Annotated in this window: 23 protein-coding genes; 12 read left to right on the top strand and 11 right to left on the bottom strand. The window is 60.2% G+C overall.

All coding sequences use genetic code 11. The features are described 5' to 3' along the window. Window positions 1–168: 168 nt before the first annotated feature. Genes QC815_RS02605 through QC815_RS02630 form a run of 6 tightly spaced genes read right to left on the bottom strand, consistent with a single transcriptional unit; the run spans window position 169 to window position 6005 of the window. Window positions 169–447, bottom strand: a complete 279-nt coding sequence (locus QC815_RS02605; RefSeq protein WP_309766813.1) for an amphi-Trp domain-containing protein — start codon at window positions 445–447, stop codon at window positions 169–171. Further along, complete coding sequence (locus QC815_RS02610) at window positions 448–1779, bottom strand: metallophosphoesterase (RefSeq protein WP_230446513.1); 1332 nt, start codon at window positions 1777–1779, stop codon at window positions 448–450. A gap of 27 nt (window positions 1780–1806) precedes the next feature. Continuing rightward, window positions 1807–2487 (bottom strand): histidine phosphatase family protein, encoded by a 681-nt coding sequence (locus QC815_RS02615; protein ID WP_309766815.1) that lies wholly within the window; start codon window positions 2485–2487, stop codon window positions 1807–1809. After that, on the bottom strand, window positions 2487–3596 hold the full coding sequence (locus QC815_RS02620) for an HprK-related kinase B (protein WP_309766817.1): 1110 nt from the start codon (window positions 3594–3596) through the stop codon (window positions 2487–2489). The genes QC815_RS02615 and QC815_RS02620 overlap by 1 nt, the downstream gene beginning before the upstream one ends. Further along, window positions 3593–4489: a GAK system ATP-grasp enzyme gene (locus QC815_RS02625; protein WP_309766819.1), complete on the bottom strand. Its 897-nt coding sequence runs from the start codon at window positions 4487–4489 to the stop codon at window positions 3593–3595. Before QC815_RS02625 ends, QC815_RS02620 begins: the two co-directional genes overlap by 4 nt. Further along, complete coding sequence (locus QC815_RS02630) at window positions 4482–6005, bottom strand: phosphotransferase family protein (protein ID WP_309766821.1); 1524 nt, start codon at window positions 6003–6005, stop codon at window positions 4482–4484. Before QC815_RS02630 ends, QC815_RS02625 begins: the two co-directional genes overlap by 8 nt. A gap of 192 nt (window positions 6006–6197) precedes the next feature. Between QC815_RS02630 and QC815_RS02635 the strand changes: the two genes are divergently transcribed. The 4 genes from QC815_RS02635 to QC815_RS02650 all read left to right on the top strand — a co-directional run bounded on the left by QC815_RS02635 (window position 6198) and on the right by QC815_RS02650 (window position 11419). After that, a complete protein-coding gene (locus tag QC815_RS02635; RefSeq protein WP_230446518.1) occupies window positions 6198–7433 on the top strand; it encodes a GAK system CofD-like protein in 1236 nt (411 codons plus the stop codon). 209 nt (window positions 7434–7642) lie between these two features. Then, on the top strand, window positions 7643–9259 hold the full coding sequence (locus QC815_RS02640; protein WP_230446519.1) for a methyl-accepting chemotaxis protein: 1617 nt from the start codon (window positions 7643–7645) through the stop codon (window positions 9257–9259). A gap of 145 nt (window positions 9260–9404) precedes the next feature. Further along, window positions 9405–10373: a GlxA family transcriptional regulator gene (locus QC815_RS02645; protein ID WP_230446520.1), complete on the top strand. Its 969-nt coding sequence runs from the start codon at window positions 9405–9407 to the stop codon at window positions 10371–10373. A gap of 107 nt (window positions 10374–10480) precedes the next feature. Next, complete coding sequence (locus QC815_RS02650; protein WP_309766825.1) at window positions 10481–11419, top strand: ABC transporter substrate-binding protein; 939 nt, start codon at window positions 10481–10483, stop codon at window positions 11417–11419. Window positions 11420–11481: 62 nt separating this feature from the next. Here QC815_RS02650 and QC815_RS02655 read toward each other — a convergent pair whose 3' ends face one another. From QC815_RS02655 to QC815_RS02670, 4 genes are read right to left on the bottom strand one after another with little or no spacing between them, the layout of a single operon-like run. After that, a complete protein-coding gene (locus QC815_RS02655; protein ID WP_309766826.1) occupies window positions 11482–12303 on the bottom strand; it encodes an alpha/beta hydrolase in 822 nt (273 codons plus the stop codon). A 14-nt stretch (window positions 12304–12317) separates the two neighbouring features. After that, window positions 12318–12773 carry a thioesterase family protein gene (locus QC815_RS02660; protein WP_230446523.1) on the bottom strand — a complete coding sequence of 152 codons (456 nt, stop codon included), beginning with the start codon at window positions 12771–12773 and terminating at the stop codon, window positions 12318–12320. Next, a complete protein-coding gene (locus QC815_RS02665; RefSeq protein ID WP_309766829.1) occupies window positions 12773–13726 on the bottom strand; it encodes an L-carnitine dehydrogenase in 954 nt (317 codons plus the stop codon). The genes QC815_RS02660 and QC815_RS02665 overlap by 1 nt, the downstream gene beginning before the upstream one ends. Continuing rightward, window positions 13723–14643, bottom strand: coding sequence for a beta-keto acid cleavage family enzyme (locus QC815_RS02670; RefSeq protein ID WP_230446525.1), 921 nt, complete (start codon window positions 14641–14643; stop codon window positions 13723–13725). Before QC815_RS02670 ends, QC815_RS02665 begins: the two co-directional genes overlap by 4 nt. A gap of 291 nt (window positions 14644–14934) precedes the next feature. On the opposite strand from QC815_RS02670, the gene QC815_RS02675 reads away from it, so the two are divergent. The 8 genes from QC815_RS02675 to uxuA all read left to right on the top strand — a co-directional run bounded on the left by QC815_RS02675 (window position 14935) and on the right by uxuA (window position 23631). Then, on the top strand, window positions 14935–15672 hold the full coding sequence (locus tag QC815_RS02675; protein ID WP_230446526.1) for a GntR family transcriptional regulator: 738 nt from the start codon (window positions 14935–14937) through the stop codon (window positions 15670–15672). Next, a complete protein-coding gene (gene manD, locus QC815_RS02680; protein WP_230446527.1) occupies window positions 15669–16880 on the top strand; it encodes a D-mannonate dehydratase ManD in 1212 nt (403 codons plus the stop codon). The genes QC815_RS02675 and manD overlap by 4 nt, the downstream gene beginning before the upstream one ends. A 31-nt stretch (window positions 16881–16911) precedes the next feature. Next, window positions 16912–17940, top strand: a complete 1029-nt coding sequence (locus QC815_RS02685) for a Zn-dependent oxidoreductase (RefSeq protein ID WP_230446528.1) — start codon at window positions 16912–16914, stop codon at window positions 17938–17940. A gap of 55 nt (window positions 17941–17995) precedes the next feature. Then, window positions 17996–18964, top strand: coding sequence for a TRAP transporter substrate-binding protein (locus QC815_RS02690; protein WP_309766832.1), 969 nt, complete (start codon window positions 17996–17998; stop codon window positions 18962–18964). A gap of 103 nt (window positions 18965–19067) precedes the next feature. Then, window positions 19068–19649 carry a TRAP transporter small permease gene (locus tag QC815_RS02695; RefSeq protein ID WP_230446530.1) on the top strand — a complete coding sequence of 194 codons (582 nt, stop codon included), beginning with the start codon at window positions 19068–19070 and terminating at the stop codon, window positions 19647–19649. 2 nt (window positions 19650–19651) lie between these two features. Beyond that, window positions 19652–20932 carry a TRAP transporter large permease gene (locus QC815_RS02700; RefSeq protein ID WP_230446531.1) on the top strand — a complete coding sequence of 427 codons (1281 nt, stop codon included), beginning with the start codon at window positions 19652–19654 and terminating at the stop codon, window positions 20930–20932. Between the two features lie 5 nt (window positions 20933–20937). After that, the gene (locus QC815_RS02705) at window positions 20938–22407 is read left to right on the top strand and encodes a mannitol dehydrogenase family protein (RefSeq protein WP_309766836.1); all 1470 of its coding nucleotides are present in this window, start codon (window positions 20938–20940) and stop codon (window positions 22405–22407) included. Between the two features lie 24 nt (window positions 22408–22431). After that, complete coding sequence (gene uxuA, locus QC815_RS02710; RefSeq protein WP_309766838.1) at window positions 22432–23631, top strand: mannonate dehydratase; 1200 nt, start codon at window positions 22432–22434, stop codon at window positions 23629–23631. 21 nt (window positions 23632–23652) lie between these two features. Here uxuA and QC815_RS02715 read toward each other — a convergent pair whose 3' ends face one another. Next, the gene (locus tag QC815_RS02715; RefSeq protein ID WP_422828266.1) at window positions 23653–24120 is read right to left on the bottom strand and encodes an SDR family oxidoreductase; all 468 of its coding nucleotides are present in this window, start codon (window positions 24118–24120) and stop codon (window positions 23653–23655) included. Window positions 24121–24130 lie beyond the last annotated feature (10 nt).

The following is a 24130-nucleotide window of genomic DNA, read 5'->3' on the forward strand; positions in this document are numbered from 1 at the left end:
GGTTTATATATTATCTTATGCTCCTGCCAGGGACGCCAACTTGCGTTTATCGCCTATGTGGCAACCTGCCAACAGCTGATACGGCTTGCTGCATGGTGATGAAAAGATCAGCGGATGTGGCCAAGGCCGCCGCGATCATGGCATCAGGATAGTGAACTCTCTTGTTTATTATTTGCCCGCTTTGCTTTTAATTTTAGGGGGCGTATCGGAAAGTGCTCTTTCCTTGGTGCGCCATTTAAGCTTGATTTCCACCTCCTGTTTATCGCCTTCATCGCTTGCGCGCAGCGAGACTTGCAGCAGTTGCTGGGGAGAAAGTACCAGCTCACCCTCGCTTTCCTGGAACGTCAGTTCGCCTTTCTTGACGGCGTTTGCCAGCGTCACCAATAGCTCCTGGGTTGACTGGCGATCCAGCAGCGAGTCGTGACTGAATTTCGTTTTGGACTTCATTTAGCGGGCTCCCGACAGATTTCCCTTGCGGCTGGGTTTGAAGACTTTGGCGTGAGGATAGTCGCAGCTCAAACCGATTACGCCGCGTTTTTTATCGATCAGCGTGACGCCGACGCCGTGGCCCTCAAGCCCTTCTTTCTTGCGTGAGTGAGCGTCCAGGGTGATATCGGCTTCAATATGGATAAGCCCATTTTTTAGCGATAACCGCTGGCCGAAGTGTCGGTTGATATGGCCGTGAACCAGTACCTGGATGCCTGCCCGGCGAGCAACGTAGGCGCCGCGTGGAGTCAGGGGGAGATCGGCTTTGCGGTATTTGGTTCTGAAGGTGTTGGCTAGAGAACCATAGTAGAAGCTGAACAGGTTCTGGTTCATCAGGTTTTGTTTGAAAGCGCGGTTGGCATACTTTACGCCGTGCTTGGCGAGCAGTTCGGCCATGTGGTCATCAAGCCCGGCATGCAGAAACAGGAAGGAGCCGCGTTTTTTTACCAGCCGCATGCGGCGGAAAAACCAGCTGAATTCCCCTGATTTCTTGAGAAACAGCGAACGACACTTCATCGCGGCGGCGTAGACCTGGGGGAGCGTCAGGCCGTTTTTGGCACAGTGTGCCTCAAAGCTCTGCGCCTTGGTGGTCATCTTGGCGAGCTCACGTTCGATACCCTCGTGGGTCAGGAAGCCGGCGGCATAAAAGGGGAAATTATCGAACCAGTCGCTGCCTGGAAACAGGGCTTGTCGGCAGGCCTCTTCTGATGGCACGCCTTTATCCCATTGGGTGTCGGCCAGGTATTGATCGAACACTTCCTTGAACAACGGGATCACCTTCTTGCCCATGCGCACAAAAAGGTGCTGGCTACCGACGTCGGTCTCGCGCTCCAGTGAGAGCAGCCCCATCAACAAGCGAAGGTCGTGGTTGCCGGCCAGCAGGGTGACCTTGGCCTTGAGGCGATATAAGTGGGCGAGGCTGCGCAGCATGGTCAGGTTGCTGGGCCCCTTGTCCAGGCAATCCCCACCCACCACGATATCGGCTTTCTGGCCGAATTTCGTCAGTGCATACTCGCACAGATGGGCGCCGTCACGTTCAATGATACCGGCGGCAAGCAGAGAGGCCTCGAATGCCTCGGCGTCCGCGTGGGGGTCTGAGATAAATACCACCGGGGTCTTGGGCCAGGTGAAGCTCTTTTTCTGCGAACGTTTCAGTAGGATGCCCAGTGCATCTTCATGATTGACCGAGGAGGCGTCATCGGGCCAGGGTACCCACTCGGACGGAAGGCGCGTCAGGATGGCATGGTGGTATGGCTGTTCGCTTACCTTGGGAATAACATTGCATGCGGTCATAGAAGCCATCTTGTTTGTCGCAATCGTTTAATCGAGAGGGTCTGCCGTCTGGCGCTGCTTCCAGTTTCCGTACAGCCGATTCCAGCCGTGCGGGTGCCGCGTGTAAACGACCGGGTGACCGTGAAACATGCTTAACCGTTTAATATCGCTGAAGGGAATGATGTCTAGATGGTAGCAGGCGTGGCGTATGGAGGCGCCGTGGCCCACCACCAGCTGAAGTCGGTTATCCCTGTGCGTCGCCAGCAGCGTGCTTAAATGCGCGGCCACGCGTTCACCTGCCTCCAGCAGCGACTCCGCGCCATCGAAGGGCAGTCTGAAATGGCTGGCGGACTTCCAGCCCTTGGGCAAGGGGGCAAGGCGAGGGTCTAGGGCAACGATCCGTTCTATTTCCTTGACGTCAAGATTGGCCAGGGCCCCCACGCTGCGCTCACAAAGTGCTGGGAAGCTGCGCGAAAAAGCGGGTTCGGTAAACAGCGTTGCCAGCTCTTCACGGAAGATCTCGGCCGTCTGCCAGGCTCTGAGCAGCGTCGAGCAGTGTATCTCGGCATTGAGCCGATAGCCCGACGCGGTCAGCCACTCGCCGAATCGGCGCGCCTGCTCGCGGACGTCTTCTTCCCCTTTTGCGGTGAGCGGGTAAGGCTGCAGGGCGCTGGGAGTATCCGCCCGCTTTAAATAGTCACCGTGTCGAATCAGCGCCAATGCCACCATCAGAGAATACCCCTGGCCTTGAGCAGCGCAATGGCTCGCTCGAAGTCGACGGCCCCGGTCAGGCGCAGTACATCAACACCAGGCAGGTGCTCGGCATACATACCGGCTGATGGGGCGTGTCGGGCGGGAAAACGGCCATCCGCGTGTTGAAAGAAGGCGCCCGGGCTTTTGCGCAGCCCCTCGAGCGCCTCGGGCGTTTTAGCGATATCCACGCGGCTCAAATCGGTGGGCGCCGTCGCGTCCAGTGACCAATCCAGCAATATCAGGCGGTTGAGCGTACCTGATAAGACGGTTTTGTCCTCGCCGTAGGCGTTGGGAATCCGCACGTCGTACTTCTGCTCGATATCCCACAGCTGGTGTTGGGGCATGTTGATAAATCGTTCGCGCTCCTCCGCGGGCAACAGGTTGATCAAGCGCTCGGAATGAACCAGCGTACCCGGATTGACGCGGGGATGCTTGGCGACACCGATAACATCTACCCGACCATTGCCGGGCTTGAACAGAATACGATCATTGGAGAGGAAGCGTGCGCCGGGGGTCTCCAATGCCTTGAGCATCAGCGTGGACTTGCCCCCACCGGAGCTGGCGGCAACGGCGGTGGTGTTGCCATCGATATCAAAGGCAGAGGCGTGGCCCAAGAGGTAGCCGCTGCGCTGGTGATGATTGAGAAATTGATTGTTGATGAAATTGATCACCTGGGATGGGTGTTCCGTCAAGTCGCCAGCCGCCATCGGATCCGTCAACGACTGGAACAGCGCCATGCCAGTGCGTACCTTGTGAATCCAGCGCCCTGTCGGCGTGTCCACATAGGCTTCTTTCAGGCTCTGCGCGCGGGGTCTGGCCTGCTTGACCGGGATCCACTCCCGGCCAGCGACCGCCACCCGCTGGTTCAGTAGCCACAGGCGTAGTTCGGGTGGTGCTGCGCCATCCTCTTGTCCGGCGGCACGCCCGGCCGAGGTCAGGCCCGCATAATAGGACGTGAGGTACGCAAGGATGGAAGGGCAGTCAGCCATCAGGCGCATTGTGAACCCATAGAAAGTCAGCACTAACTCATGGCGGCAGGCGGTTCTGGCCTCGGCAATCTGCTCATCGTCAAAAAGGTCGATCATTGGCCAGCCTCTAATTGGCGAAGCACATGATCACACAGCTTTTCGGCGGCATCGATGCCACAGCCTTTGCTGGCGCCGCTGAACCCGCCGAACGCCGACACCTCAAAGACCACAGGACCGTCTTCAGTCAAGGCAATGTCCACGGTGGTAAAATTCAGATCAAAGCACGACTGCGCCTTGCGGCCCAGCTCGATCAATTCAGGGCTGGCCTCATAGGGCTGATATTGACCCCCGCTGTGTATCGTCGTGTTCCAGGACGTGTCGTCAGCGACGCGGGCATAGGTACACAGGTACTCGCCGCCGAGAAACACCATGCCGAGATCCTGGCCGCCCAGGTTGACGAATTTCTGCACATAATAAAGGCCATGCCGGGCCTTGAATGTTTTGAGCTTTTGCTTGTTCACGTCGATCCCGTCTTCGGCTTCCAGCACGACCATGCCGCGCGCCTTGGTCGAGTAGAGCGGCTTCAGGATCGCTTTGCCGAACGCCTGGATGGCGTCCAATGCGGCATCGGTGCTTTCGGTGACTCGCGTTGCAGGCAGCGGAACACCGCCTGATGCCAAGGCGGCGGTACCCTCCAGGCGATTAATCAGGCGGCCTACCTGGCCCGGCGCGCTGAAACAGCGCACGCCACTTGCTTCAAGGCTGCGGAGCATGCGTAGCCGGTCATCGGCGGCAGGGGAGTAGGCTTCGCTGATTTTTTTGATGATCACGCCGTCCAGCGCGTTGAGCAGGGTGTCACGGTAACGCAACCTGCCGGTATCAAGCTCCAGCACTACCTCCGCCATATCCACCACGCAGCGGAAGCCGGTGTGCGCTTCCAGGTGATCCGCGAGAACCTCGGTTGACCATTTGCCAGGTATCCCGATGACCGCAATCCGCTTGTTAATCACTAAAAATATCCTCTAGGGGCAGCCTATACTTGCCTGATTTGTCGGGTTTGAGAAGCGATATGGCTTCAAGCAGGTAGTTCGCTCTAAGAGCGAGTCTGTTGGCAAAGGGGGTGTCATAAATAAAACGCGTGGAGGTGGCAAAGGAACGCCCCAACGCAATGGCCAGCCGCGCATCAAAGCCTGCATCTTTATTTGCCTTGGCAAACCGGCGAGCAAACCAATACAGCTGCTTGATCAATGCCATCAATTCGGCCCTGGGCGCCGCATCCATGATGGGAAGCCGATAAATCGACGCCATCAGTACAGAGATATCCTGCACGTAATCCGAATAGGAGGCGCGGTGCAGGTCGATGAAGTAGATACGATCGGTAAGCTCATCGTAAAGCAGGTTGTCAATGTTAAAGTCTCCGTGGATCAGCACGGAAAAAGGCGCTCGGAGCGCATGTTCCAGAGCCTCGACGCGATCGATCAGCTCATCAAAGCCGGGGCGGTGCAGACCGCAAAGCGTTTGGCGTGTATTGAACAGGGTTGGATGCGTGTGGCGGGTTTCGGGCATGCGCTTGCGCAGCTGCTGCATATATTCTGGTTGCGCCGGTTCTTGGGTGCGCGACGTCTTCCAGATTTTCCTCAGCGTTCGCTGTAGTGTATGAACCAGTTGGGCGGCTGATGCCCATTGGCTGTTGAGCAGCATGGACTCCAGCGTCTGGCCTGGAAGGTGCTCGATGACCATGGAACCCAGTTCATCCCCCTGTTCGACATGATGCGAGAGCACCCTGGGGGCCACCTTGGGATAGACGCGCTTCCACTGGTCAACCCCATCCAGTTCTTCAATGACCTTCTGGCTTTGGCCTTCTTTATAGACGGCCATCATGTTGCCTGAGGCGGCATGCTCGGCTTTTAGCGTGGCGATGGTGCTGCCGCTCCGCGTAAGCGCCAGTCGCTCGACGGTAAAGTCGTCACTCTGCGAGGTCATGGCGTGAGCCGCATTCTGCAACTGCTTGTAGTTCTGCAAGCGAACGGCTGGGCCAAAGTTGGTGGCCAGCAAGGCATCGGCCAGGGCCGCCAGCAGGTGGATCATGCGGTGGAGCTGAAAATCCACCGCGCTGCTGTCAGCGCCCGACCCGCCCGGTTCAGCAATCAAGGCTAGCCGGGCGGTCATCTTGGATATCCTGCGCCCTATTTTCAGGCCCTGGCGGGTATTCGCATCATCGATATTGATCATCAAAAGCTTCAGCGACTTGCCGACGGATCGAACCAGCTTGGCGTACTCTTTTCGCGTCTTGTCGGAAAGCTGTTGCAGGGGCTTGATAGCAGTGAATTCAAGGCAGGCCTGGCCAAGCTGATCCAGTAATCGGGCCAGGCGTTCGAGCGATTTGGACTGCTGAAACCCCTGTCCATCAACCTTGCGTCTTTGCACATCCAGGGCGACGGCCAGTTCGACCTTTTCCAGCAAGGTGCTGCGATAGCCCTTGCGATTGATCAAGCGCTGAGCAAGCGATTCACTGGGCTGAGTCACATAAACTTCAAGTAACTCGAAGTGATTTTCAACTTCGAATCGTAGAAAATAAACATGCTCCAATATCGACGTATTGATACGCTGCCTCACTTGGATAAAGTGCGCTTAGATGGTTACCGCATCTTATTATTAGCATTATAAATAACAGTGTCGTCATTTACGTTACATTTTTCTTACAGTTCAAAGAGTTGCATGAAGAAAAGACGTTTCAGCGGGGGCAGCATGTGTCTGCCTCGGGAGCTTGCCAGGGGGCAAGACCTGCGCCTCGCCAGATACCGAAAAGCCCCCGAGCTGGGTCCGAAGATACTTTTTTTCAGCGGCGGTACGGCGCTGAGACATTTTTCTGATGTGTTGACGGACTATACCCATAACGCCATTCATCTGGTGACGCCCTTTGATTCGGGGGGCAGTTCGGCAGAATTGCGCCGGGCCTTCGCGATGCCTGCGGTGGGCGACCTAAGGGCACGCCTGCTGGCGCTGGCGGACGATTCGGTCACCGGGCACCCCGAGGTGGCGGCACTGTTTTCACACCGGCTTGCCGCGAATGGGCTGGAAGGGGCGGCAGCCAAGGCGGCGCTTGAGCAAAGTCTGCAGGCGCTAGTCAGTGCCAAGCATCCGCTGATCAAGGCGATTGCCGACCCCATGAGGTCGCTGATCCAGAGCTACATCGCCGTGTTCTATAAAAACATGCCCGAGGATTTCAATCTCGACGGGGCCAGTGTCGGCAACCTTATCTTGACCGGTGGCTACCTGATACATGATCGTTCCCTGGATCCGATCGCCTTTCTGTTTGGCCAGTTAATCAAGACACGCGGCACTGTGCGCACGACGACAGATGCCGACCTTCAACTGGAGGTGCAGTTAGCGAACGGCCGCAAGATTATTGGCCAGCATCGCTTTACTGGCAAAGAGACGGCTGAAATCGACTCGCCTATCAAGTCGATAAAGCTAACAGGTGAGGCGGATGATATTGATACTCTGGATGCCTCCAAGGTGTGCAAGGAAACCCGCAAGCTGATTGACGCTGCAGAGCTGCTGGTGTTTCCGCCGGGCAGTTTTTACAGCAGTGTCATTGCCAACCTGCTGCCCAAGGGCATTGATAGAGCATTGGCTAAAAATCCGTCACCCAAGGTGTATGTGCCAAGCCTGGGCACTGATCTGGAAGCCCTCGGGATGACGCTGGTGGATCAAGTCCAAGTGCTCAATGCGCACCTGTCCAGCACGCCAGCGCCGCCCCCATCGTTATCGTCTTCGCTAGATTTTCTGCTGTTTGATTCGCGCCTGCTTGAGGTATCGAACAAGCAGCTTGACAAGATACGTAACGAAATGGGGGTGCAAGTGATTGACGTGGATCTTGCGCCGCCTAACGCTGCTGCCCATCGTTACGATGATGTCAAGCTAGCGGAGGCGTTACTTGGGCTGACGTGATAGCCCCTCCCTGTGAATGATCTGGCGCGGTCAATGCGCCTTGTTGCAATGCGTTGATAAACTGTGAAACACCACAGCTGGCGCGACGTTGCGCTTGGCCGTTACATTTTTTTCAGAGGCCGGTAGATTCAACGCTACAAAAAAGCAGTGCCTTATTTTCCAAGGATGGAGCTATCACGCGATACCCAACACAATTAAACGGTGATGCCATGCTGGAAAAGTTAGACAAAATCAGTGTGAAATACTCCCTTGCCTTCATTCTGATCGCCCTGTCGTTACTGGGCGTTGTGGTGGCCGATAGTCTACTGGTCCAGTCCATGCGCGAGCGTATGCTGGCCTTCAGTGGCTCCTTCAATCCTGCGGTATCGGCGGTGCTCAACGCGGATCGTGACCTCTACCAGGCCCGGGTCGCGGAGCTCGAGGTGCTGCGCGTTGCATCAGGTAGCCAGGCAGCGGAGGATCAGTATGCGACGTTTCAGGAAAATGCCGAGCAGGCCTACGACCGCATGCACGACTTCCTTCGCCTGCTTGACGCCTACCCTCAGGTAAGCGATGGGCTGGGAGACTTCGAGGCGCGGTTTGACGCATGGCAAACCGCCGCCCAGCGGGTGTTTGACCTGCACGAAGCGGGGGAACTCAGCGCTGCCGATGCCCAGGTGGAAGGAACGTCGCTGGATGCCTTCGAAAGCCTGCGGACGCTTTATAACCGTGCGGGAGAACAGGCAGACCAGCGTGGGCTGGCGCTCGAGCAGGAAACCCTGTCCGACGTGGCGGTTCAGCAGCGCTGGGTGATGGGCTTTACCGCGCTGGTGCTGCTGGGCACGCTGGTGCTCGCCCTGGTCGGGCCACGCTTGATGTCCCGGGCCATCCGCCAGGTCAGTCAGCGAATCCATGACATTACCGATGGGGGTGGCGACCTTACCGCCCGTATCGAAAGCCGGCGTCGCGATGAGATTGGCGAGATGGCGCGCGAGTTCGATGGCTTTATCGCGCTGATGGACAAGAGCTTTCAGGCGGTGCGCGACGGCGCCCGCAACGTCAAGCACGCGTCAAGCGAGATCGCCTCAGGCAGCGAGGATCTGGCGTCGCGTACCGAGCAGCAGGCATCTGCCTTGCAGGAAAGCGCAGCCAGCATGGATGAGATGTCGTCGATTGTACGCCAGAACAGCGAATCAGCGACCAATGCCGATTCGCTGTCGAGCCACGCCGCCGAAAAGGCCGAAAAGGGTATTCAGGAAGTCCAGCGTTCGGTGACCTTGATGCGGGAGCTCGAGACCAGCTCGCGCCAGGTCAGCGAGATCGTCAACGTCATCGATTCCATCGCCTTTCAGACCAACCTGCTGGCGCTTAACGCTTCCGTAGAAGCCGCGCGGGCCGGCGAGCACGGCCGAGGCTTTGCCGTGGTAGCCAGCGAGGTACGCAACCTGGCCAGTCGCACCTCTGATTCTTCCAAGGAAATTCGCCAGATTATCGAAGAAATCAGCGAGCGCATCTCCAGCGGTGCTGAACAGGCGGTGCGCAGCGGCGAGGGCATTCAGGAAACCGTCGAGGCGATCCGTCAGGTGTCGGGGCTCATGAACGAGATATCGCTGGCCGTGCGCGAGCAGGAGGCCGGCATCCAGCAGGTGGGGGTCGCGCTGACCCAGATGGATTCCGCAACGCAGCAGAACGTCGCCCTGGTATCACAGACCAGTGGGTCGGCGGGATCTCTCCAGCAGGAGGCGACGCGACTCAGCCAACTGGTCGAGGCCTTCAAGCTGAGCCGTGACGAGGGGGCCGCCGATGCGTCCGCCCCGTTGCCGCTGGCGAACTCGAGCACCTGGTAAAGGCGACCCCTGACCTTCTCTCTGACAGCGTGGACGAAGTGAGGCGCGTTCAACGCTTACGGGCTTGCCTTGGCATCGACATCCATCAATAGTAGCGGCAAGTTTGTCGGGCTCGTGGTTGAAGTTGGAGAGAAGGTCAATTGTTATGCGTTTGAATTACCAGGGGCCGTCACCCGAAAAGGTGGGATTTTTATTGTTGCCGCAGTTTTCGATGATGGCTTTCTTTGCCGCCGTCGAACCGCTGCGGATCGCGAACCGAATTGCCAACCGCCCGCTGTTCGACTGGATATTGATCAGTACCGACGGCGGGCCGGTCACTGCCTCGAATGGCATGACCCTGATGGCCGACCAGGCCAAGGGCGAGGTGCATCATCTTCCTACGCTTGCGGTATGTAGTGGTTTTACGCCCGAAGCGCACCTAAACCGACCCTTGATGGCCTGGCTTCACCAGCTTGATCAGGTGGGCTGCTGCCTGGGCGGGATCGATACAGGCGCCTTTCTGCTTGCCGCCACGGGGCTGTTGAAACACGAGCGGGTGGCGCTTCATTGGGAGAGCCTGCCCGCCTTTCGTGAGCGCTTTCCGGGTATCGACACGACTGATGAGCTTTACGAGCTGGGCGAGCGCCGCTTTTCCTGCGCGGGCGGCGCGGCGGCGATGGACATGGCGCTGGAGGTGATTGCGCGACGCCATGGCGCCAAGCTGGCCATCGATGTCTCCGAACAGCTCATCCATGACCGTATCCGTACACGCAGTGACCAGCAACGCATGGCCCTGGTGAAACGCCTGGGTACCCACAACCGGCGCGTGGTCGAGGCGGTGGCGCTCATGGAGCAGAACCTTGAAGAACCGCTTGCGCTCGAAGAGGTGGCCAGCCGGGGTGACGTGTCGGTTCGCCAGCTGCAGCGCCTGTTTGAACAGGAGCTTAACGCCACGCCGCGGCAATGGTACCTGCAGCTACGTATCAAGCGCGCCCGACGGCTACTGTCCGAGACCGACTTGTCGATACTGGACGTGGGGATCGCCTGCGGATTTGGCTCGTCGTCCAGCTTTGCCCGCGCGTTTCGGGCCTATTACGGCTACTCGCCCCGGCAGGTACGCCAAAAAACCGCGTGAGCGCCAGTATGTGGCGTGTTGTATCTTTAAAGCGTCGCTTAATGCCTAGTAGTAGGGTGATAGCCGCGCATACTGGCGGAACCCAATCAACAAGAGGTTCAAGCCACATGTCTACCACACTTAAATCCATGTCGTTGAAGGCGGGTTTTGTACTATCTGCATTGGCTGCGTCGCCTGCCATGGCCGAGCTGGATGAGCTTCGCTTTGGCGTGCCGCCGTGGCCCGGGGTGACGGTAAAATCCGAAGTAGCGGCGCAGCTGCTCGAGGTGATGGGGTATACGTCGCGTCAGCAGGATCTGGCCGTGAGCGTCATTCTGGAAGGCCTGTCGAATAACGACCTGGAAATCTACCTGGGGGGTTGGTATCCGGTGCAGACGGATATGGTCGAGCCGCTGGTGGCCGACGGCAAGGTGGAAAAAGTCGTTTCCAATATCCGCGGCGCCAATTCCGGGCTGGTGGTTCCCCAGTATGTTTATGAGGCAGGCATCACCACGGTGGCCGAGCTGGCCGAGCACCACGCGCGCTTTGACGGTGAAATCCAGGGAATCGAAGCCGGTACCGGCATTAACGAAGCGATTCTTAACGCCATTGATAACGATCTGGCGGGCCTGGGTGACTGGCAGCTTCGCGAGAGTTCTACCTCGGCCATGCTGGCGCAGGCCGAGCAAAAAATGGCCGACGAGGAATGGGTCACCTTTGTCGGCTGGGAGCCGCACTGGATGAACGTGAGCTTTGACCTGGCCTACCTGGCCGATAGCGACGATGCTGGCGTGGCCTCCATCGAAAGCACGGTATGGACGATTACACCGGCCAACCTGGCGGACGAAGCGCCCGAAGTTCACCGCTTCCTGTCGCAGTACGTCATCGATATTGACGATCAGAACGAATGGGTGCACGAGTACAGCTACGAAGAGCGCCCGGCAGATGACGTCGCCAGCGAATGGATTGGCAATAACCTGGATACCGTTGCCGAGTGGCTGGACGGTGTTGAAACCCGCGATGGTAAATCGGCCATCGAGCAGGTGCGGGCCCAGTATGGTTCCTGATAGTACAACGCCTGATAGCACGGCGCAGAACGCCTGAGCCGCGATCAACGCCAAGCAGCGCCTTACCCGTCAAGGCGCTGTTTTAGCGTTTGGCAAAAGCCCTGCCAGGCAACGCCCATCGCGGGTAGCTGCGCCTGGGCGTGAAGGGCGGCGTGCACCATGTGCGGAGCGCACCGGTAACCCACCGACACGCCTGCATGGCGCCAGTCGGCGATGGCAGCCTCGATGGGGCGAGTCAACGGATCCCGCGCGACGGTCAGTATGTCGATCCTGTCGGCAGGTGGGTGCCTGTCACGCTCGTGGGCAATGGTGGCAGGGCACTGCTGGCGAATGCTTAACACATCATCCCGTGACAGCAGCGGTGCATCGTCGCCCAGGCATTCAGGCGAAAGCCCGCCAACGGCTGGGTAGATCAACCCCAGCGGCGGCGCTTCGTTAAGCGGATGGGCAAGGTCGATGGTCAGTCGGCCGCCTGCGCTATCACCCACCAGCGCGACCGGCTGAATGGCGTCGAACACCACACGGCAGTCGGCCAGCATGGTGGCGTAATCCACCTCCGGCGCGAGACGATAGTTCACGCTCACTACCGCATGGCCTGAAATGTCTGCAAGGCTGGCGGCGGCACCATGGTGGCTCTCGACCGAGCCGAGGGTAAACCCGCCGCCGTGGATAAACAGCACGTAGCCGGGGAGTGGCGACGCCGGCATAAAGCGGCGTACGCCAACGCCCTCGATGATGCTGTTTGCCACCCGCATCCCGGCCGGGTCGGGCGGGGCGAACCCCCGGCAGAGCCTGTCGTAGGCACAGCGGGCCTGGGCCAAGGGCCGGGCTTCCATGGCGGCAAGCCCGGCGTCAAAGCGTCGAATGAAGTCTTCTACGCGCATGGTGTGGGCAGCGCTCAGCGGCGGATGCCGATGGTGCGGCCCGCAAGCTCTGGCCAGGCGTCTTTATCCGCCTGGGGAAGAGTGGCAACCCGATGGGCCACCGGGGAAGGCAGCGGGCTTGGCCGGCCGGTGGTTGGCTGCATGCCCATCAGCATTTGTTCGCTGGTGGCCAGCAGGTTGCCCTCGGCATCGCGCATGGCGAAAAACACGTGCAGGCGCTTGGCATCGCTATCCAGTAGCGTCAGGTCGACGCTAAGCGACTGGCCCTGGTGTGCTTCCCGGCGATAGCAGAGATGGGTTTCCAGCGTATAGAGGGTGTAGCCGAAGTGCTCGCGGCCTGCTTCATCCAGCCCGATGTGGTTGATCAGCGCCTCACAGGCCAGGGAGAAGACGCGGGCATACGCCGCGTCGTTCATGTGACCGTTATAGTCGACCCACTCAGCGGCTACCTGCGTCGCATAGATGTTCATTAGATGCGTCCTTTTAGGCCTTCGGCTTCCGGCCAATATTTATGCACGACGTCGAGCAGTTCAACCAGGAAGTCGTCCCGTCGCCGGTCCAGCGCCGCGACGGAACGTCCCGCCGCCTGATGCTCACAGCCTTCGACGACCTTGTCGATCAGTTCGTCGGTGAGTTCGGGCGCCTCCAGCTTGGTCCAGGGCAGTTTCAGCGCGGGGCCGAACTGCTCCAGCATATGGCGCATGCCTTGATCGCCACCGGCCAGGTGAAAGGTCAGGAAGGTACCCATCAATGACCAGCGCAGCCCGCAGCCGTAAACCACCGCCGCGTCGATCTCTTCGGTGGTTGCCACGCCATCGTTGACCAGGTGCAGGGCTTCCCGCCATAGCGCTTCCATCAGGCGGTCGGCGATGTGGCCCTCGATTTCGCGGCGCACCAGCAGCGGGCGCATGGCGAGCGCCTGATACAGCGCCTGCGCGCTGGCAAGCTGCTCGGGCTGGGTGACGTCACCGCCGACAAGCTCCACCAGCGGCAGCAAGTAGACCGGGTTAAAGGGATGCGCGACGATCACGCGCCTGGGCGCCTGCTGGCAGTGCTTTTGCAGGTCGGTGGGTTTGAAGCCTGAGGTAGACGAGCCAATGATGACGCCGGGTGCGGCAGCAGCGTCAATGGCCGCCAGAATATCCTGCTTGAGGGCCAGGCGCTCGGGAACGTTTTCTTGAATCAGGTCAGCGTCGTTCACCGCCTCTTCCAGCGTATTCGCAAAGGTTAATCGCTCAGGGCTGGCACCGGTGGCTAGCCCCAGCTGGGTCAGCGATGGCCAGGCGTTGTCGACAAACGCGCGTGTGCGGGCAGGGGCGTTGAGGTCTGGGTCGAAGGCAACGACGTGCCAGCCCTGGGCGAGGGCGCGGGCAATCCAGCCGTTGCCGATTACGCCGGTGCCAATCACGGCCAAGCGGTTCATTGATCACCTCCTGCGTCGTGACCCATGAGGTTGCCGGACGCCGGGTCGCGCAGTTTCAGGTGCGCGCGGGTTTCGGCGGGCGTCATCACGCGGGCGCCAAGGTGCTCGATCAGGGTCGAGGCTTTTTCCACCAGCTGGCCGTTGTTGGCCAACACGCCTTTCTCCAGAAACAGGTTGTCTTCCAGTCCGACCCGGGCGTGCCCGCCGAGCAATACCGCCTGCGCCACCATGGGCATCTGGTGGCGGCCAATGCCGAAGGCGGCCCAGTTGGCGTTGCTGGGTAATTTGTTGCGCATGGCCAGCATGGTCTCGGTGTCGGCTTCGGCGCCCCAGGGAATGCCCAGGCAGAGCTGATAGAGCGGGTCGCCGTCGATCAAGCCTTCTTGCTCGAGCTTTCGAGCAAACCAGACGTGGCCCAGGTCAAAGCACTCGAGCTCCGGCTTGACGCCTGCCGCCTGAACCAGGCGAGCGTGTTCGCGCAGCCAGTCGGCGGGGTTGACGTAGACCATGTCGCCAAAGTTGAGGCTGCCGCAATCCAGTGTGCACAGCTCGGGGAGCAGCTCACCGACCGGCGCATGGCGCTCGGCCGGCGTTTGAATATCGGTGCCCGGGCCGCCGCGGGTAGGATCGTTTACATCGGGTATCCAGTCGCCGCCGCCGCCGGCGGTGATGTTCATGACGATATCCACATCCGCCTCGCGAACACGTTCCATCACTTCGCGGAAATGGTCTGCCGAATGGCTGACGCCGCCGGTTTCCGGGTCGCGCACGTGGATATGCGCGATGCTGGCCCCGGCGCGCGCGGCGTCAATACAGGAGGCCGCGATGGCCTTGGGTGTGACGGGCACATTGGGGTTCTTGGCGGTGGTATCGCCCGCGCCGGTGACGGCACAGGTGAGGATGACAGGGCGGTTCATGGCGTGCTCTCCAGCAAGCAGTTTATTCGCCGACCAGTGTGTCGTGATGAGTAGACAAAAGTTGTCACAAGGCGTCACTCGCTATACGCAAGATGCTATTGCGCGTGTCTCTACCCCCGACTTCTGTCGGTGTATTGCCTTTGATGGCCTTTGTGACTGGGTAAAAAGGGTGATTATCAGCGACCAAAGTATAAGCCATCAGGGCTTTCTCCTTTCTGAACTAACTACCATACTAGTCTTGTCAGAGGCGGTTGCGACCTGCCTCATCGATTTGGATCGGGACTCGTTGCTATGCACACCACATTACAGACGCTATGGCAGGAAACGCGTGAAACGGAGGCTGTCCGCCAGCGGCTATTCCAGGTGCTGAGGCAGTCGATCATCCAGATGGTGCTGGCCCCGGGGCAGGCGCTATCGGAAAAGGAGATCGCGGAGACGTTCATGGTCAGCCGCCAGCCGGTAAGGGAAGCCTTCATCCGGTTGTCAGAAGCCGGGCTGGTGGAGGTAAGGCCGCAGCGTGGCACCTATGTCGTCAAGATATCCCAGCAGGCGGTGCTCGAAGCGCGCTTTGTCCGTGAGGCAGTGGAAGTGGCGATCGTCAAGCAGGCCGCTGAGCAGGGACTCGCCCCGGGCATCCTGACGGATCTGCATGATTTATTGGCGCGGCAGCGCCGCTGTGTCGAGCCAAATGATTACGACCGGTTCTACCGCCTCGATGAAGCATTCCATCGGACCCTGTCGCTTGGCGTCAAGCAGCAGGTCGCCTGGAAAGTGATTGAAGAAGTCAGGGCGCAGCTTGATCGCGTCCGCTATCTCAGCGTGCCGGACAGCACGCCGTTATCCCGGCTGGTCGATCAGCATACCCGCATCGTGGCGGCCATTGAGGCGCGCGATGCCGCCCAGGCCGAGCAGGCGATGTCGGTGCATTTGCGCGAGATTCTGGTCTCGATGCCGGATCTGATGCGTCGCTTCCCCGACCTGTTCGACGTACAAGACAAACAACCCATGATGCAGGAGGCGATGCCATGAAGATTGAGCGTGCGTACACCATCGTGACCTCGCCGGGGCGCAACTTTGTGACGCTTAAAATCGTGACCGATCAGGGCGAGTACGGCATTGGTGATGCGACGCTCAATGGTCGTGAAATGGCCGTTGTCGCTTATCTCGAAGAGCACGTGATTCCCGCGTTGATCGGCCGCGACCCTCAACGTATTGAAGATATCTGGCACTTCCTCTATCGCGGCGCTTACTGGCGGCGTGGGCCCGTCACCATGACGGCCATTGCCGCCGTCGACATGGCACTGTGGGATATCAAGGCCAAGCTGGCGGGCATGCCGCTTTACCAGCTGTTGGGCGGTAAGAGTCGCGACCGGGTGATGGTCTACGGGCATGCCACCGGCCGCGATATCGATGCCTGCCTGGAAGAGGTCGCCCGTCATGTGGACGAGGGCTACAAAGCCGTTCGCGTTCAGGCGGGGGTGCCGGGCATTGCCAGCATCTACGGCGTCGCCAAGAAGGACGGTGAGCCCTACGAGCCCGCCGATGCCGACCTGCCCGCCGAACACGTCTGGAGCACCAGCAAATACCTCAACCATGTGCCCAAGCTGTTCGCCGCCGTGCGGGAGCGCTTCGGCGATGACCTGCACGTGCTGCACGATGTGCACCATCGACTGACACCCATCGAGGCGGCCCGGCTAGGCAAGGACGTCGAGCCCTACCGCCTCTTCTGGCTCGAGGACTGCGTGCCGGCTGAAAACCAGGAGGCGTTTGGCCTTATCCGCCAGCACACCACCACACCGCTGGCGGTGGGCGAGGTGTTCAACAGCCTGTTTGACGCCAAGGCGCTGATCGAAAATCAATGGATCGACTATATCCGCGCCACCCTGACCCACGCCGGGGGCATTACCCATGTGCGCCGGATCGCCGATCTGGCCGGGCTTTATCACGTGCGTACCGGCTTTCACGGGCCGACGGATCTTTCCCCGGTCTGCCTGGGCGCCGCGATTCATTTTGACACCTGGGTGCCCAACTTCGGCATTCAGGAATACATGCCGCATACCCAGGCGACGGATGAGGTCTTCCCCCACGATTATCGCTTTGAGGATGGCCATTTCATCGTCGGCGAAACGCCGGGGCACGGTGTCGATATCGACGAACAGCTCGCCAAGCAATATCCCTACAAGCGCGCCAGCCTGCCGGTTAACCGGCTGGAAGACGGCACGCTATGGCATTGGTGAATTCCTGGTACAGGTGAGGAGATTGAAGTCCATGAAGGCATTTCAGGTAAAGGCGCCGCACGACTACCAGGTGGCGGATGTTGAACCGCCCAGGGCGGCTCCCGGTGAAGCGCTTGTCAGGGTGGCCTTTGCCGGCATCTGCGGCTCGGATATGCACATTATCCATGGTGATAACGCCTTCGTGCGCTTTCCACGCGTCACCGGCCACGAGTTTGCCGGTGTCGTGGAGTCGGTGGGGGAAGGCGCGCTCGGCGTCGCCGTTGGCGACCGCGTCTGCATCGATCCGGTCATCAGCTGCGGTCAGTGCTATCCCTGCCGTATTGGTCGCCCCAATGTGTGCAGCTCGCTTGAGGTCATCGGCGTGCACCGTAACGGCGGCTTTGAAGAATTCGTCACCGTTCCCGTGGAGAACCTGCACCACCTGCCCGAGCACATAGGGCTGGATGCGGCGGCGCTTGTCGAGCCCTACACCATCGCCGCCAACGTGCTCGATCGCATGCAGCCCCACCCGGGTGACCGCTTGTTGATACTGGGGGCCGGTGTGATTGGCCTGACGATCCTGCAGATGGCGCTGGCCAAGGGGATCAAGGACGTCATCGTCACCGACGTCATTGACGAGCGCCTGGCGGCGGCAAGGCAGCTCGGGGCGACGCAGGTCTTCAACAGTCGCGAGCAGGAGGTGGAAACAGCGCTGCTTGACTTGACCGGAGGCGAGGGCGTGCCGCTGATTGCCGACGCGGCCTGCGTGCCGGCGCTGCTGCCGCAAATGCTGCGGCTGGCGTCGCCGGCAGGGCGCATTGGGCTGCTGGGCTTCAGCGTGCAGCCCAGCGAGCTCGTGCAGCTGGAGGTGATCAAGAAAGAGCTGACCCTGGTCGGGTCACGACTCAACAACCGCAAGTTTCCGGAGGTGCTCGAGCTCATGGCAAGCGGGCAGCTGGATCCGTTGGCGCTGGTCAGCCATCGGTTGCCGTTAAGTGACATGCCCAGTGCTATCGACATGCTTGATCACCGACCAGAAGAGGCCCGCAAGGTACTGATTCAGATCGGTACTCGAGGGTAACCACGCCAACCCACGCGCGTTAACAATCAACAATACGAAGTGCAGGAGAAAGACAATGATCAAACAGCTTATCACCAGCGCCGTACTGGGCGCCGCCCTCGTCGGCAGCCATTCGGTCATGGCGGCCGACATCACCCTGAAGTTTGGCCATCTGGCGAACGAGGAGAACATCTGGCACCAGGCCGCCGAGAAGTTCAAGGAAGAGGTCGAAGCGAACTCCGACGGGCAGATCGAGGTGCGCCTTTACCCGAGTGAGCAGCTCGGCAACGAAATGGACGTGATCAACAGCATCCAGTTGGGCACTGCGGACATGACAATCACCGGGGAAAGCCTGCAGAACTGGGCACCCAAGGCGGCCATGATGGCGGTGCCCTATGCGTTCAGGGATTCCGAGCATCTGCATGCCGCCGTTAATGGGGAGGTAGGCGACGAGATCGAGGCGCAGATCACCGAGCGAACCAATCTGGTGCCGCTGGCCTGGTTCGAACGCGGGCCGCGCGAGCTGACATCCAATCGACCCATCCGCACGCCCGATGATCTGGATGGTCTGCGCTTGCGCGTGCCTAACGTGCCGCTGTTCGTCGATACCTGGGAAGCGCTGGGCGCCCGTCCTACCCCGATGGCGTTCAGCGAAGTGTTCACTGCCCTTCAGCAAAACACGCTGGAAGGCCAGGAAAACCCGCTGAGCCTGATTGAAAGCGCCAGCTTCAATGAGGTGCAGGACTACGTGAACATGACCGGGCACGTGCGTAGCTGGATCTATGTGGTGATTGGCCGTAATCAGCTGGAGAGCATGCCCGAAGCGCTTCAGCAGGTCGTGCTCGATGCGGCGCAAACCATGCAAACCTACCAGGCCGAGCTGTTCGAAGATGACCAGGCGCGCCTCGAAGATTCGTTGCGGGAGCGCGGCATGGAATTCGTTGACGTCGATGTCGATGCCTTTGCCGAGAAGGCGCGTCCTGCGGTGCTCGAAGCACTTACCGACGAGCAGCGTGAACTCTTCGACGCCATCCAGGACTTGTAAGTTCGTGGATAAGGCGTTTGACGTGCATGGCTGATGAGGTGGGCCGGCCGGGTGTCGGCCCATCGTCTGAAGGCACAGGCAGTTTGCCGATGAGGATACGGTTATGAACGCGGATCACAAAGCGTTGGAACAGCAGGCGCTGGAAAGTCTGGATTCAATGTCGGCGGTGCCCAAGCTGCGGGGTGTCATCGGGCGCCTGATCGGCTGGGTGGATACCTGCTTTCTGAGCCTGGCCGTCGTGGCGCTTGTGGCGATTGCCGGTACGGTGCTGCTGCAAATTTGTTCGCGGCTTTTTTTACCGTTCTCCATTGCCTGGACGGAAGAGCTATCCCGCTACCTGTTCATTTACATGGTGGCGCTGTCGGTCGGCGTGGTGTTGCGCCAGCACCGCAACATCAGCGTCGAGCTTTTTCATCACCTGCTGGGGTTACGCATGAAAGCAGTAATTCACGTCGTGATCTGCTTTTTGATTGGCCTGTTTGCGTTGCTGGTGCTGCCCTACGCCTGGCAATACGCTCAAAATGGCACCTGGCAGACGTCGCCCACGCTGCATATTCCCATGCTGTATATCTTCTTTTCGACGGTCGTCACCTTTGCGCTACTCCTGATTTACAGCGTGCTCGGGTGTCTTGAAGGACTTCTCGCGCTCTGTCGCCCCTCAGCCGCCCGTGAGCAGGAGTCGTAAGCATGGACGTCATTATTCTCTTCAGCGTTTTCCTGGGGCTGCTACTGGTGGGGATGCCGATTGCGTTCTCCCTGGGGCTGGCCTCGCTTTCCTACCTGTTGCTTGCGGACATTTCGCTGACTATCGTGCCGCAGCGCATGTATGCGGGCATCGATACCTTTGTGCTGCTGTGCATTCCCGGCTTTGTGCTGGCCGGTAATCTGATGAACGTGGGCAATATCACGGAGCATATCGTGCGCTTTGCCAACGCCCTGTTGGGCCATATCCGCGGCGGGCTGGGGCTGGCCAATGTGGGCGGCTCGATGATTTTTGGCGGTATCTCCGGCACCGCCGTGGCCGATTCGGCCAGCATCGGTTCGGTGATGATTCCCGGTATGGCGCGCTCCGGCTACGACAAACCCTTCGCTGCTGCGGTAACCGCCGCGTCCTCGACCATCGGCCCCATTATCCCGCCCAGCGTGCCCATGATCATAGCCGGCTCGCTGAGCGGGATCTCGGTCGGGCGCATGTTCCTGGCAGGCGCGGTGCCCGGCCTGCTACTGGGCCTTGCCATGATGGTCACGGTGTATATCCTGGCCGTTCGCCGCGGCTACCCCAAAGAGGAACGGGTGCCTTTCCTGCAGCTGCTACGCGAAGCAAGGACGGCCTTCTGGGCGCTGCTGATGACGGTGATCATTCTTTACGGCATCATCGGCGGCTTTTTTACGCCCACTGAAGCCTCCATCGTTGCCAGCCTGTATGCCCTGGTCGTCGGCATGTATGTCTATAAAGGCCTGACCTGGAAAAAGCTCCCCGCGATCTTGTCGGATACCGTCTTGACCTCGTCGGCACTGCTGCTGATGGTGGGGTTGGCGAACCTGTTTGGCTGGATTCTCACCAGCGAGCAGATTCCCCAGATGATTGCTTCAGTGATTCTCTCGATCAGTGACAATCCCCTGGTCGTGCTGCTTATTCTCAACCTTATCCTGTTGTTTGTCGGCGCCTTCATGGAAACCATCGCCGCGCTGATCATTCTTTTTCCTGCCCTGGTAGGGGTCGCCACTGGCGTCGGTGTCGATCCGGTTCACTTTGCGGTGATCGCGGTGTTGAACCTGATGATTGGGCTGACCACGCCGCCGGTCGGGGTGTGCCTGTTCGTGGTGGCGGGGATTGGCAAGCTGCCGATGCTGACGGTGGCAAGGGCCATCGTGCCGTTCTTGCTGTGCAATCTGGCGGTGCTGATGCTGGTGACCTACGTTCCGGCCATTTCGCTCTGGCTACCCAACCTGCTGATGGGAGAGTAACGACGATGGATCTGCAACGTATTGAAGCCTCAACAAAAAGTGGCCAGATCGGGGTGGTCCATCTGGGCCTGGGCGCTTTTCACCGCGCCCACCAGGCCGTGTATCTGGAGCGCTATCGCCAACGCAGCGGCGATCGTGGGTGGGGTGTCTGCAGCGCGAATTTACGCTCGAGCGTTGCTCTCGTCGACGGGCTACGCGCGGCGCAGCATCGCTATCACGTGGCCGAGTACGCCGACAGCGACACCCTGACGCTGCGGGAAATCGGCGTGATCGAAGAGACGCTGTTTTCAGGCCGTGATGCGGCGGGCCGCTGGGGGCGTGATCGAGACGCGCTGCTGGCGCGGATGGCCGCTGCCGAGACGCGTCTTGTCACCCTGACGGTGACCGAGAAGGGCTACTTTTTGAACCCGGCGAGCGGTGATTTGATGCGTGATGACGCGATGATCATCGGCGATATTGCCGCCCCCCGGCAGCCGCGTACGGCACCGGGGTTGCTGGTGGAGGCGCTAGCCCGCCGGCGAGACGCTGGCATTGCCCCCTTCACCGTGCTGTCCTGCGACAACATGCCGGATAACGGCAAGCGAACCCGCCAGGCCGTGGTGCAACTGGCCGAGCAGCGTGACACTGCCCTGGCTGGCTGGATCGCCGATGAGGTGGCGTTTCCCTGCAGCATGGTGGATCGCATCGTGCCTGCCATGACCGACGCTGACTTCGAGCGTTTAGCGGCGCTGGGCGTTACCGATGCAAACGCGGTGGTGTGTGAAGCATTCACCCAGTGGGTGGTCGAAGACAACTTTCCGCTGGGGCGGCCGGACTGGAAAGCTGATGGCGTCGAGATGGTCGCCGACGTGGCGCCCTTTGAAACCATGAAGCTGCGCATGCTCAACGGCAGTCATTCCCTGCTGGCGTACCTGGGCGCGTTAGCGGGAATTGAAACGGTGTTTGACGGCGTCAATCACGTCGGGCTGCGCGCTGCCTTGCGCCGCTATATGCGCGAGGAGGCGACGCCCACCCTCGAGATGCCCGAGGGCGTCGACCTGGACGCCTACGCGGACTCGCTATTGGCCCGTTTTGCCAACGACAGCCTGCGCCATCGCCTGCACCAGATCGCCATGGACGGCAGCCAAAAGCTCCCCCAGCGCTGGCTCTCCGGCGCCCTGAAGCGCGCAGGCGCCGGGCAGTCATCGCCGTGCGTGGCGTTGGGCATGGCGGCGTGGATTCGCTATACCTCGGGTGTGGATCTGATGGGCAAGCGCCACCCCGTCGACGATCCTCTCGCCCAGCGCTTCGAGTCGGTACATCAAGCCCATGGTCGCGATGCTGGCGCGCTGGTGGCGGCGTATCTGGCCATGGACGATGTGGTGCCAAGCGAACTCGCAACGGATGACGGGTTTGCCCAGGCCGTGGTGTCTGCGTACCAGACGTTGACCCAGGACGGTCTGGAGGAGGCGCTTGCAGCGCTGACGCATAGTTAGAGGCTGACAAAAAAGGAGCTCACCATGGAACATACCTGGCGCTGGTTTGGCCCGAACGATGCGATTCGTCTGGACGAGATTCGCCAGACGGGCGCCACCGGCATCGTGACCGCACTGCATGAGGTGCCCAACGATCAGGTCTGGTCGGTTGAGGCGATCCGTGAGCGTCAGCGGATGATCGAAGCGGCTGGCCTTACGTGGTCGGTGGTGGAGAGCGTGCCGGTTCATGAGTCGATCAAGCAAGGCCTGCCCGAACGCGATGCGCTGATCGCCACCTACTGCCAGACACTACGCAACCTGGCGGCCTGCGGTATCGACACCGTTTGCTACAACTTCATGCCGGTGCTGGACTGGACGCGTACCGACCTGGCCTACGCCTTACCCGATGGCGCCTTGGCGCTGCGCTTCGACCAGGTGGCCTTCGCAGCCTTTGATCTTTACCTGCTTCAGCGTCCCGGCGCCGACGCGGAATACCGCGCCGAAGAGAAAAGAAAGGCGCACCGCTATCTCGACGGGTTGGATAGCGCCGGCCGTGACCAATTGGTCAATACGTTGATCGCCGGGCTGCCCGGGGCCGAGGAGCACTACACCCTCGAGCAGTTTCGTGCGGTATTGGACGAGTACGCTGATATTGATGCCTCCCGGTTGCGGGAAAATCTTGGCTACTTTCTGCAGGCGGTGATTCCGGTCGCGGAAGAGGTAGGCATCCGCATGGCCATCCACCCGGATGACCCACCCCGACCGCTACTCGGACTGCCGCGTGTGGTCTCGACCCGTGAGGATGCCCAGTGGATCGTGGACTGTATGCCCAGCCCCGCCAACGGCCTGACGTTTTGCACGGGCTCTTACGGCGTGCGACAAGACAATGAATTGGTGGCCATGACCCGCCACTTTGCCCCGCATATTCACTTCATTCATTTACGTGCCACCCGCCGCGAAGCGGATGGCCTTTCCTTCCACGAGGCGCCGCATCTGGCCGGCGATGTGGATATGGTGGGCGTGATCCACGCCCTGGTCGACGAAGAGCGGCGCCGCGAGCGTGAGGGCGGGGCGCGTTTACCGCTACGCCCTGACCACGGCCACCAACTGCTCGATGACCGGCAGCGCAATACGGCGCCCGGTTACTCGCTGTATGGGCGCATGCGCGGCCTGGCCGAGCTACGCGGGGTGGAGCTGGCCGTGCGGCAGTTGAGCGAGAGCACGTCGCGACCGTCTGGAGCCTAAAAGCGCGCTGACGCCCGCCTTTTAACGGGCGAGCCAGCCACCGTCCACGGCCAGGGTGTGGCCATGCACGTAGCGGGCGGCGTCGGAGTATAGATATATGGCCGCACCGGCCAGATCCTCGGGGGTGCCCCAGCGTCCGGCGGGAATGCGGCCAAGTATTTCATCATGGCGCTTGGGATCGTCGCGTAGCGCTTGGGTGTTATCGGTGACCATATACCCTGGGGCGATGGCATTGACGTTGATGTCGTGCGCGGCCCACTCGTTGGCAAGCAGCCGGGTAAGGCCGACGATGCCACTTTTGCTGGCGGTGTAAGAGGGGACGCGAATGCCGCCTTGAAACGAGAGTAGCGAGGCGATATTGACGATCTTGCCCGGTGCCTTGCGTTCAGTGAGGTGCTTGGCAACCTGCTGTGCCAGAAAGAACGCCGCCTTCAAGTTGACGTCGATCACCGCATCCCAGTCCCCCTCGGAGAACTCGAGGGCCGGCACTCGCCTCGGC

The organism is Vreelandella gomseomensis, assembly GCF_031451645.1.
GTDB lineage: Bacteria > Pseudomonadota > Gammaproteobacteria > Pseudomonadales > Halomonadaceae > Vreelandella > Vreelandella gomseomensis.

Bases quoted from the DNA above. Each gene is read 5' to 3' on its own strand.
- QC815_RS02610 (WP_230446513.1), bottom strand. From the start codon at position 1,779: ATGACCGCATGCAATGTTATTCCCAAGGTAAGCGAACAGCCATACCAC.
- QC815_RS02640 (WP_230446519.1), top strand. From the start codon at position 7,643: ATGCTGGAAAAGTTAGACAAAATCAGTGTGAAATACTCCCTTGCCTTC.
- QC815_RS02670 (WP_230446525.1), bottom strand. From the start codon at position 14,643: ATGAACCGCCCTGTCATCCTCACCTGTGCCGTCACCGGCGCGGGCGAT.
- QC815_RS02650 (WP_309766825.1), top strand. From the start codon at position 10,481: ATGTCTACCACACTTAAATCCATGTCGTTGAAGGCGGGTTTTGTACTA.
- uxuA (WP_309766838.1), top strand. From the start codon at position 22,432: ATGGAACATACCTGGCGCTGGTTTGGCCCGAACGATGCGATTCGTCTG.
- QC815_RS02705 (WP_309766836.1), top strand. From the start codon at position 20,938: ATGGATCTGCAACGTATTGAAGCCTCAACAAAAAGTGGCCAGATCGGG.
- QC815_RS02605 (WP_309766813.1), bottom strand. From the start codon at position 447: ATGAAGTCCAAAACGAAATTCAGTCACGACTCGCTGCTGGATCGCCAG.
- manD (WP_230446527.1), top strand. From the start codon at position 15,669: ATGAAGATTGAGCGTGCGTACACCATCGTGACCTCGCCGGGGCGCAAC.
- QC815_RS02655 (WP_309766826.1), bottom strand. From the start codon at position 12,303: ATGCGCGTAGAAGACTTCATTCGACGCTTTGACGCCGGGCTTGCCGCC.
- QC815_RS02620 (WP_309766817.1), bottom strand. From the start codon at position 3,596: ATGATCGACCTTTTTGACGATGAGCAGATTGCCGAGGCCAGAACCGCC.
- QC815_RS02690 (WP_309766832.1), top strand. From the start codon at position 17,996: ATGATCAAACAGCTTATCACCAGCGCCGTACTGGGCGCCGCCCTCGTC.
- QC815_RS02615 (WP_309766815.1), bottom strand. From the start codon at position 2,487: ATGGTGGCATTGGCGCTGATTCGACACGGTGACTATTTAAAGCGGGCG.
- QC815_RS02675 (WP_230446526.1), top strand. From the start codon at position 14,935: ATGCACACCACATTACAGACGCTATGGCAGGAAACGCGTGAAACGGAG.
- QC815_RS02635 (WP_230446518.1), top strand. From the start codon at position 6,198: ATGAAGAAAAGACGTTTCAGCGGGGGCAGCATGTGTCTGCCTCGGGAG.
- QC815_RS02660 (WP_230446523.1), bottom strand. From the start codon at position 12,773: ATGAACATCTATGCGACGCAGGTAGCCGCTGAGTGGGTCGACTATAAC.
- QC815_RS02665 (WP_309766829.1), bottom strand. From the start codon at position 13,726: ATGAACCGCTTGGCCGTGATTGGCACCGGCGTAATCGGCAACGGCTGG.
- QC815_RS02645 (WP_230446520.1), top strand. From the start codon at position 9,405: ATGCGTTTGAATTACCAGGGGCCGTCACCCGAAAAGGTGGGATTTTTA.
- QC815_RS02700 (WP_230446531.1), top strand. From the start codon at position 19,652: ATGGACGTCATTATTCTCTTCAGCGTTTTCCTGGGGCTGCTACTGGTG.
- QC815_RS02695 (WP_230446530.1), top strand. From the start codon at position 19,068: ATGAACGCGGATCACAAAGCGTTGGAACAGCAGGCGCTGGAAAGTCTG.
- QC815_RS02685 (WP_230446528.1), top strand. From the start codon at position 16,912: ATGAAGGCATTTCAGGTAAAGGCGCCGCACGACTACCAGGTGGCGGAT.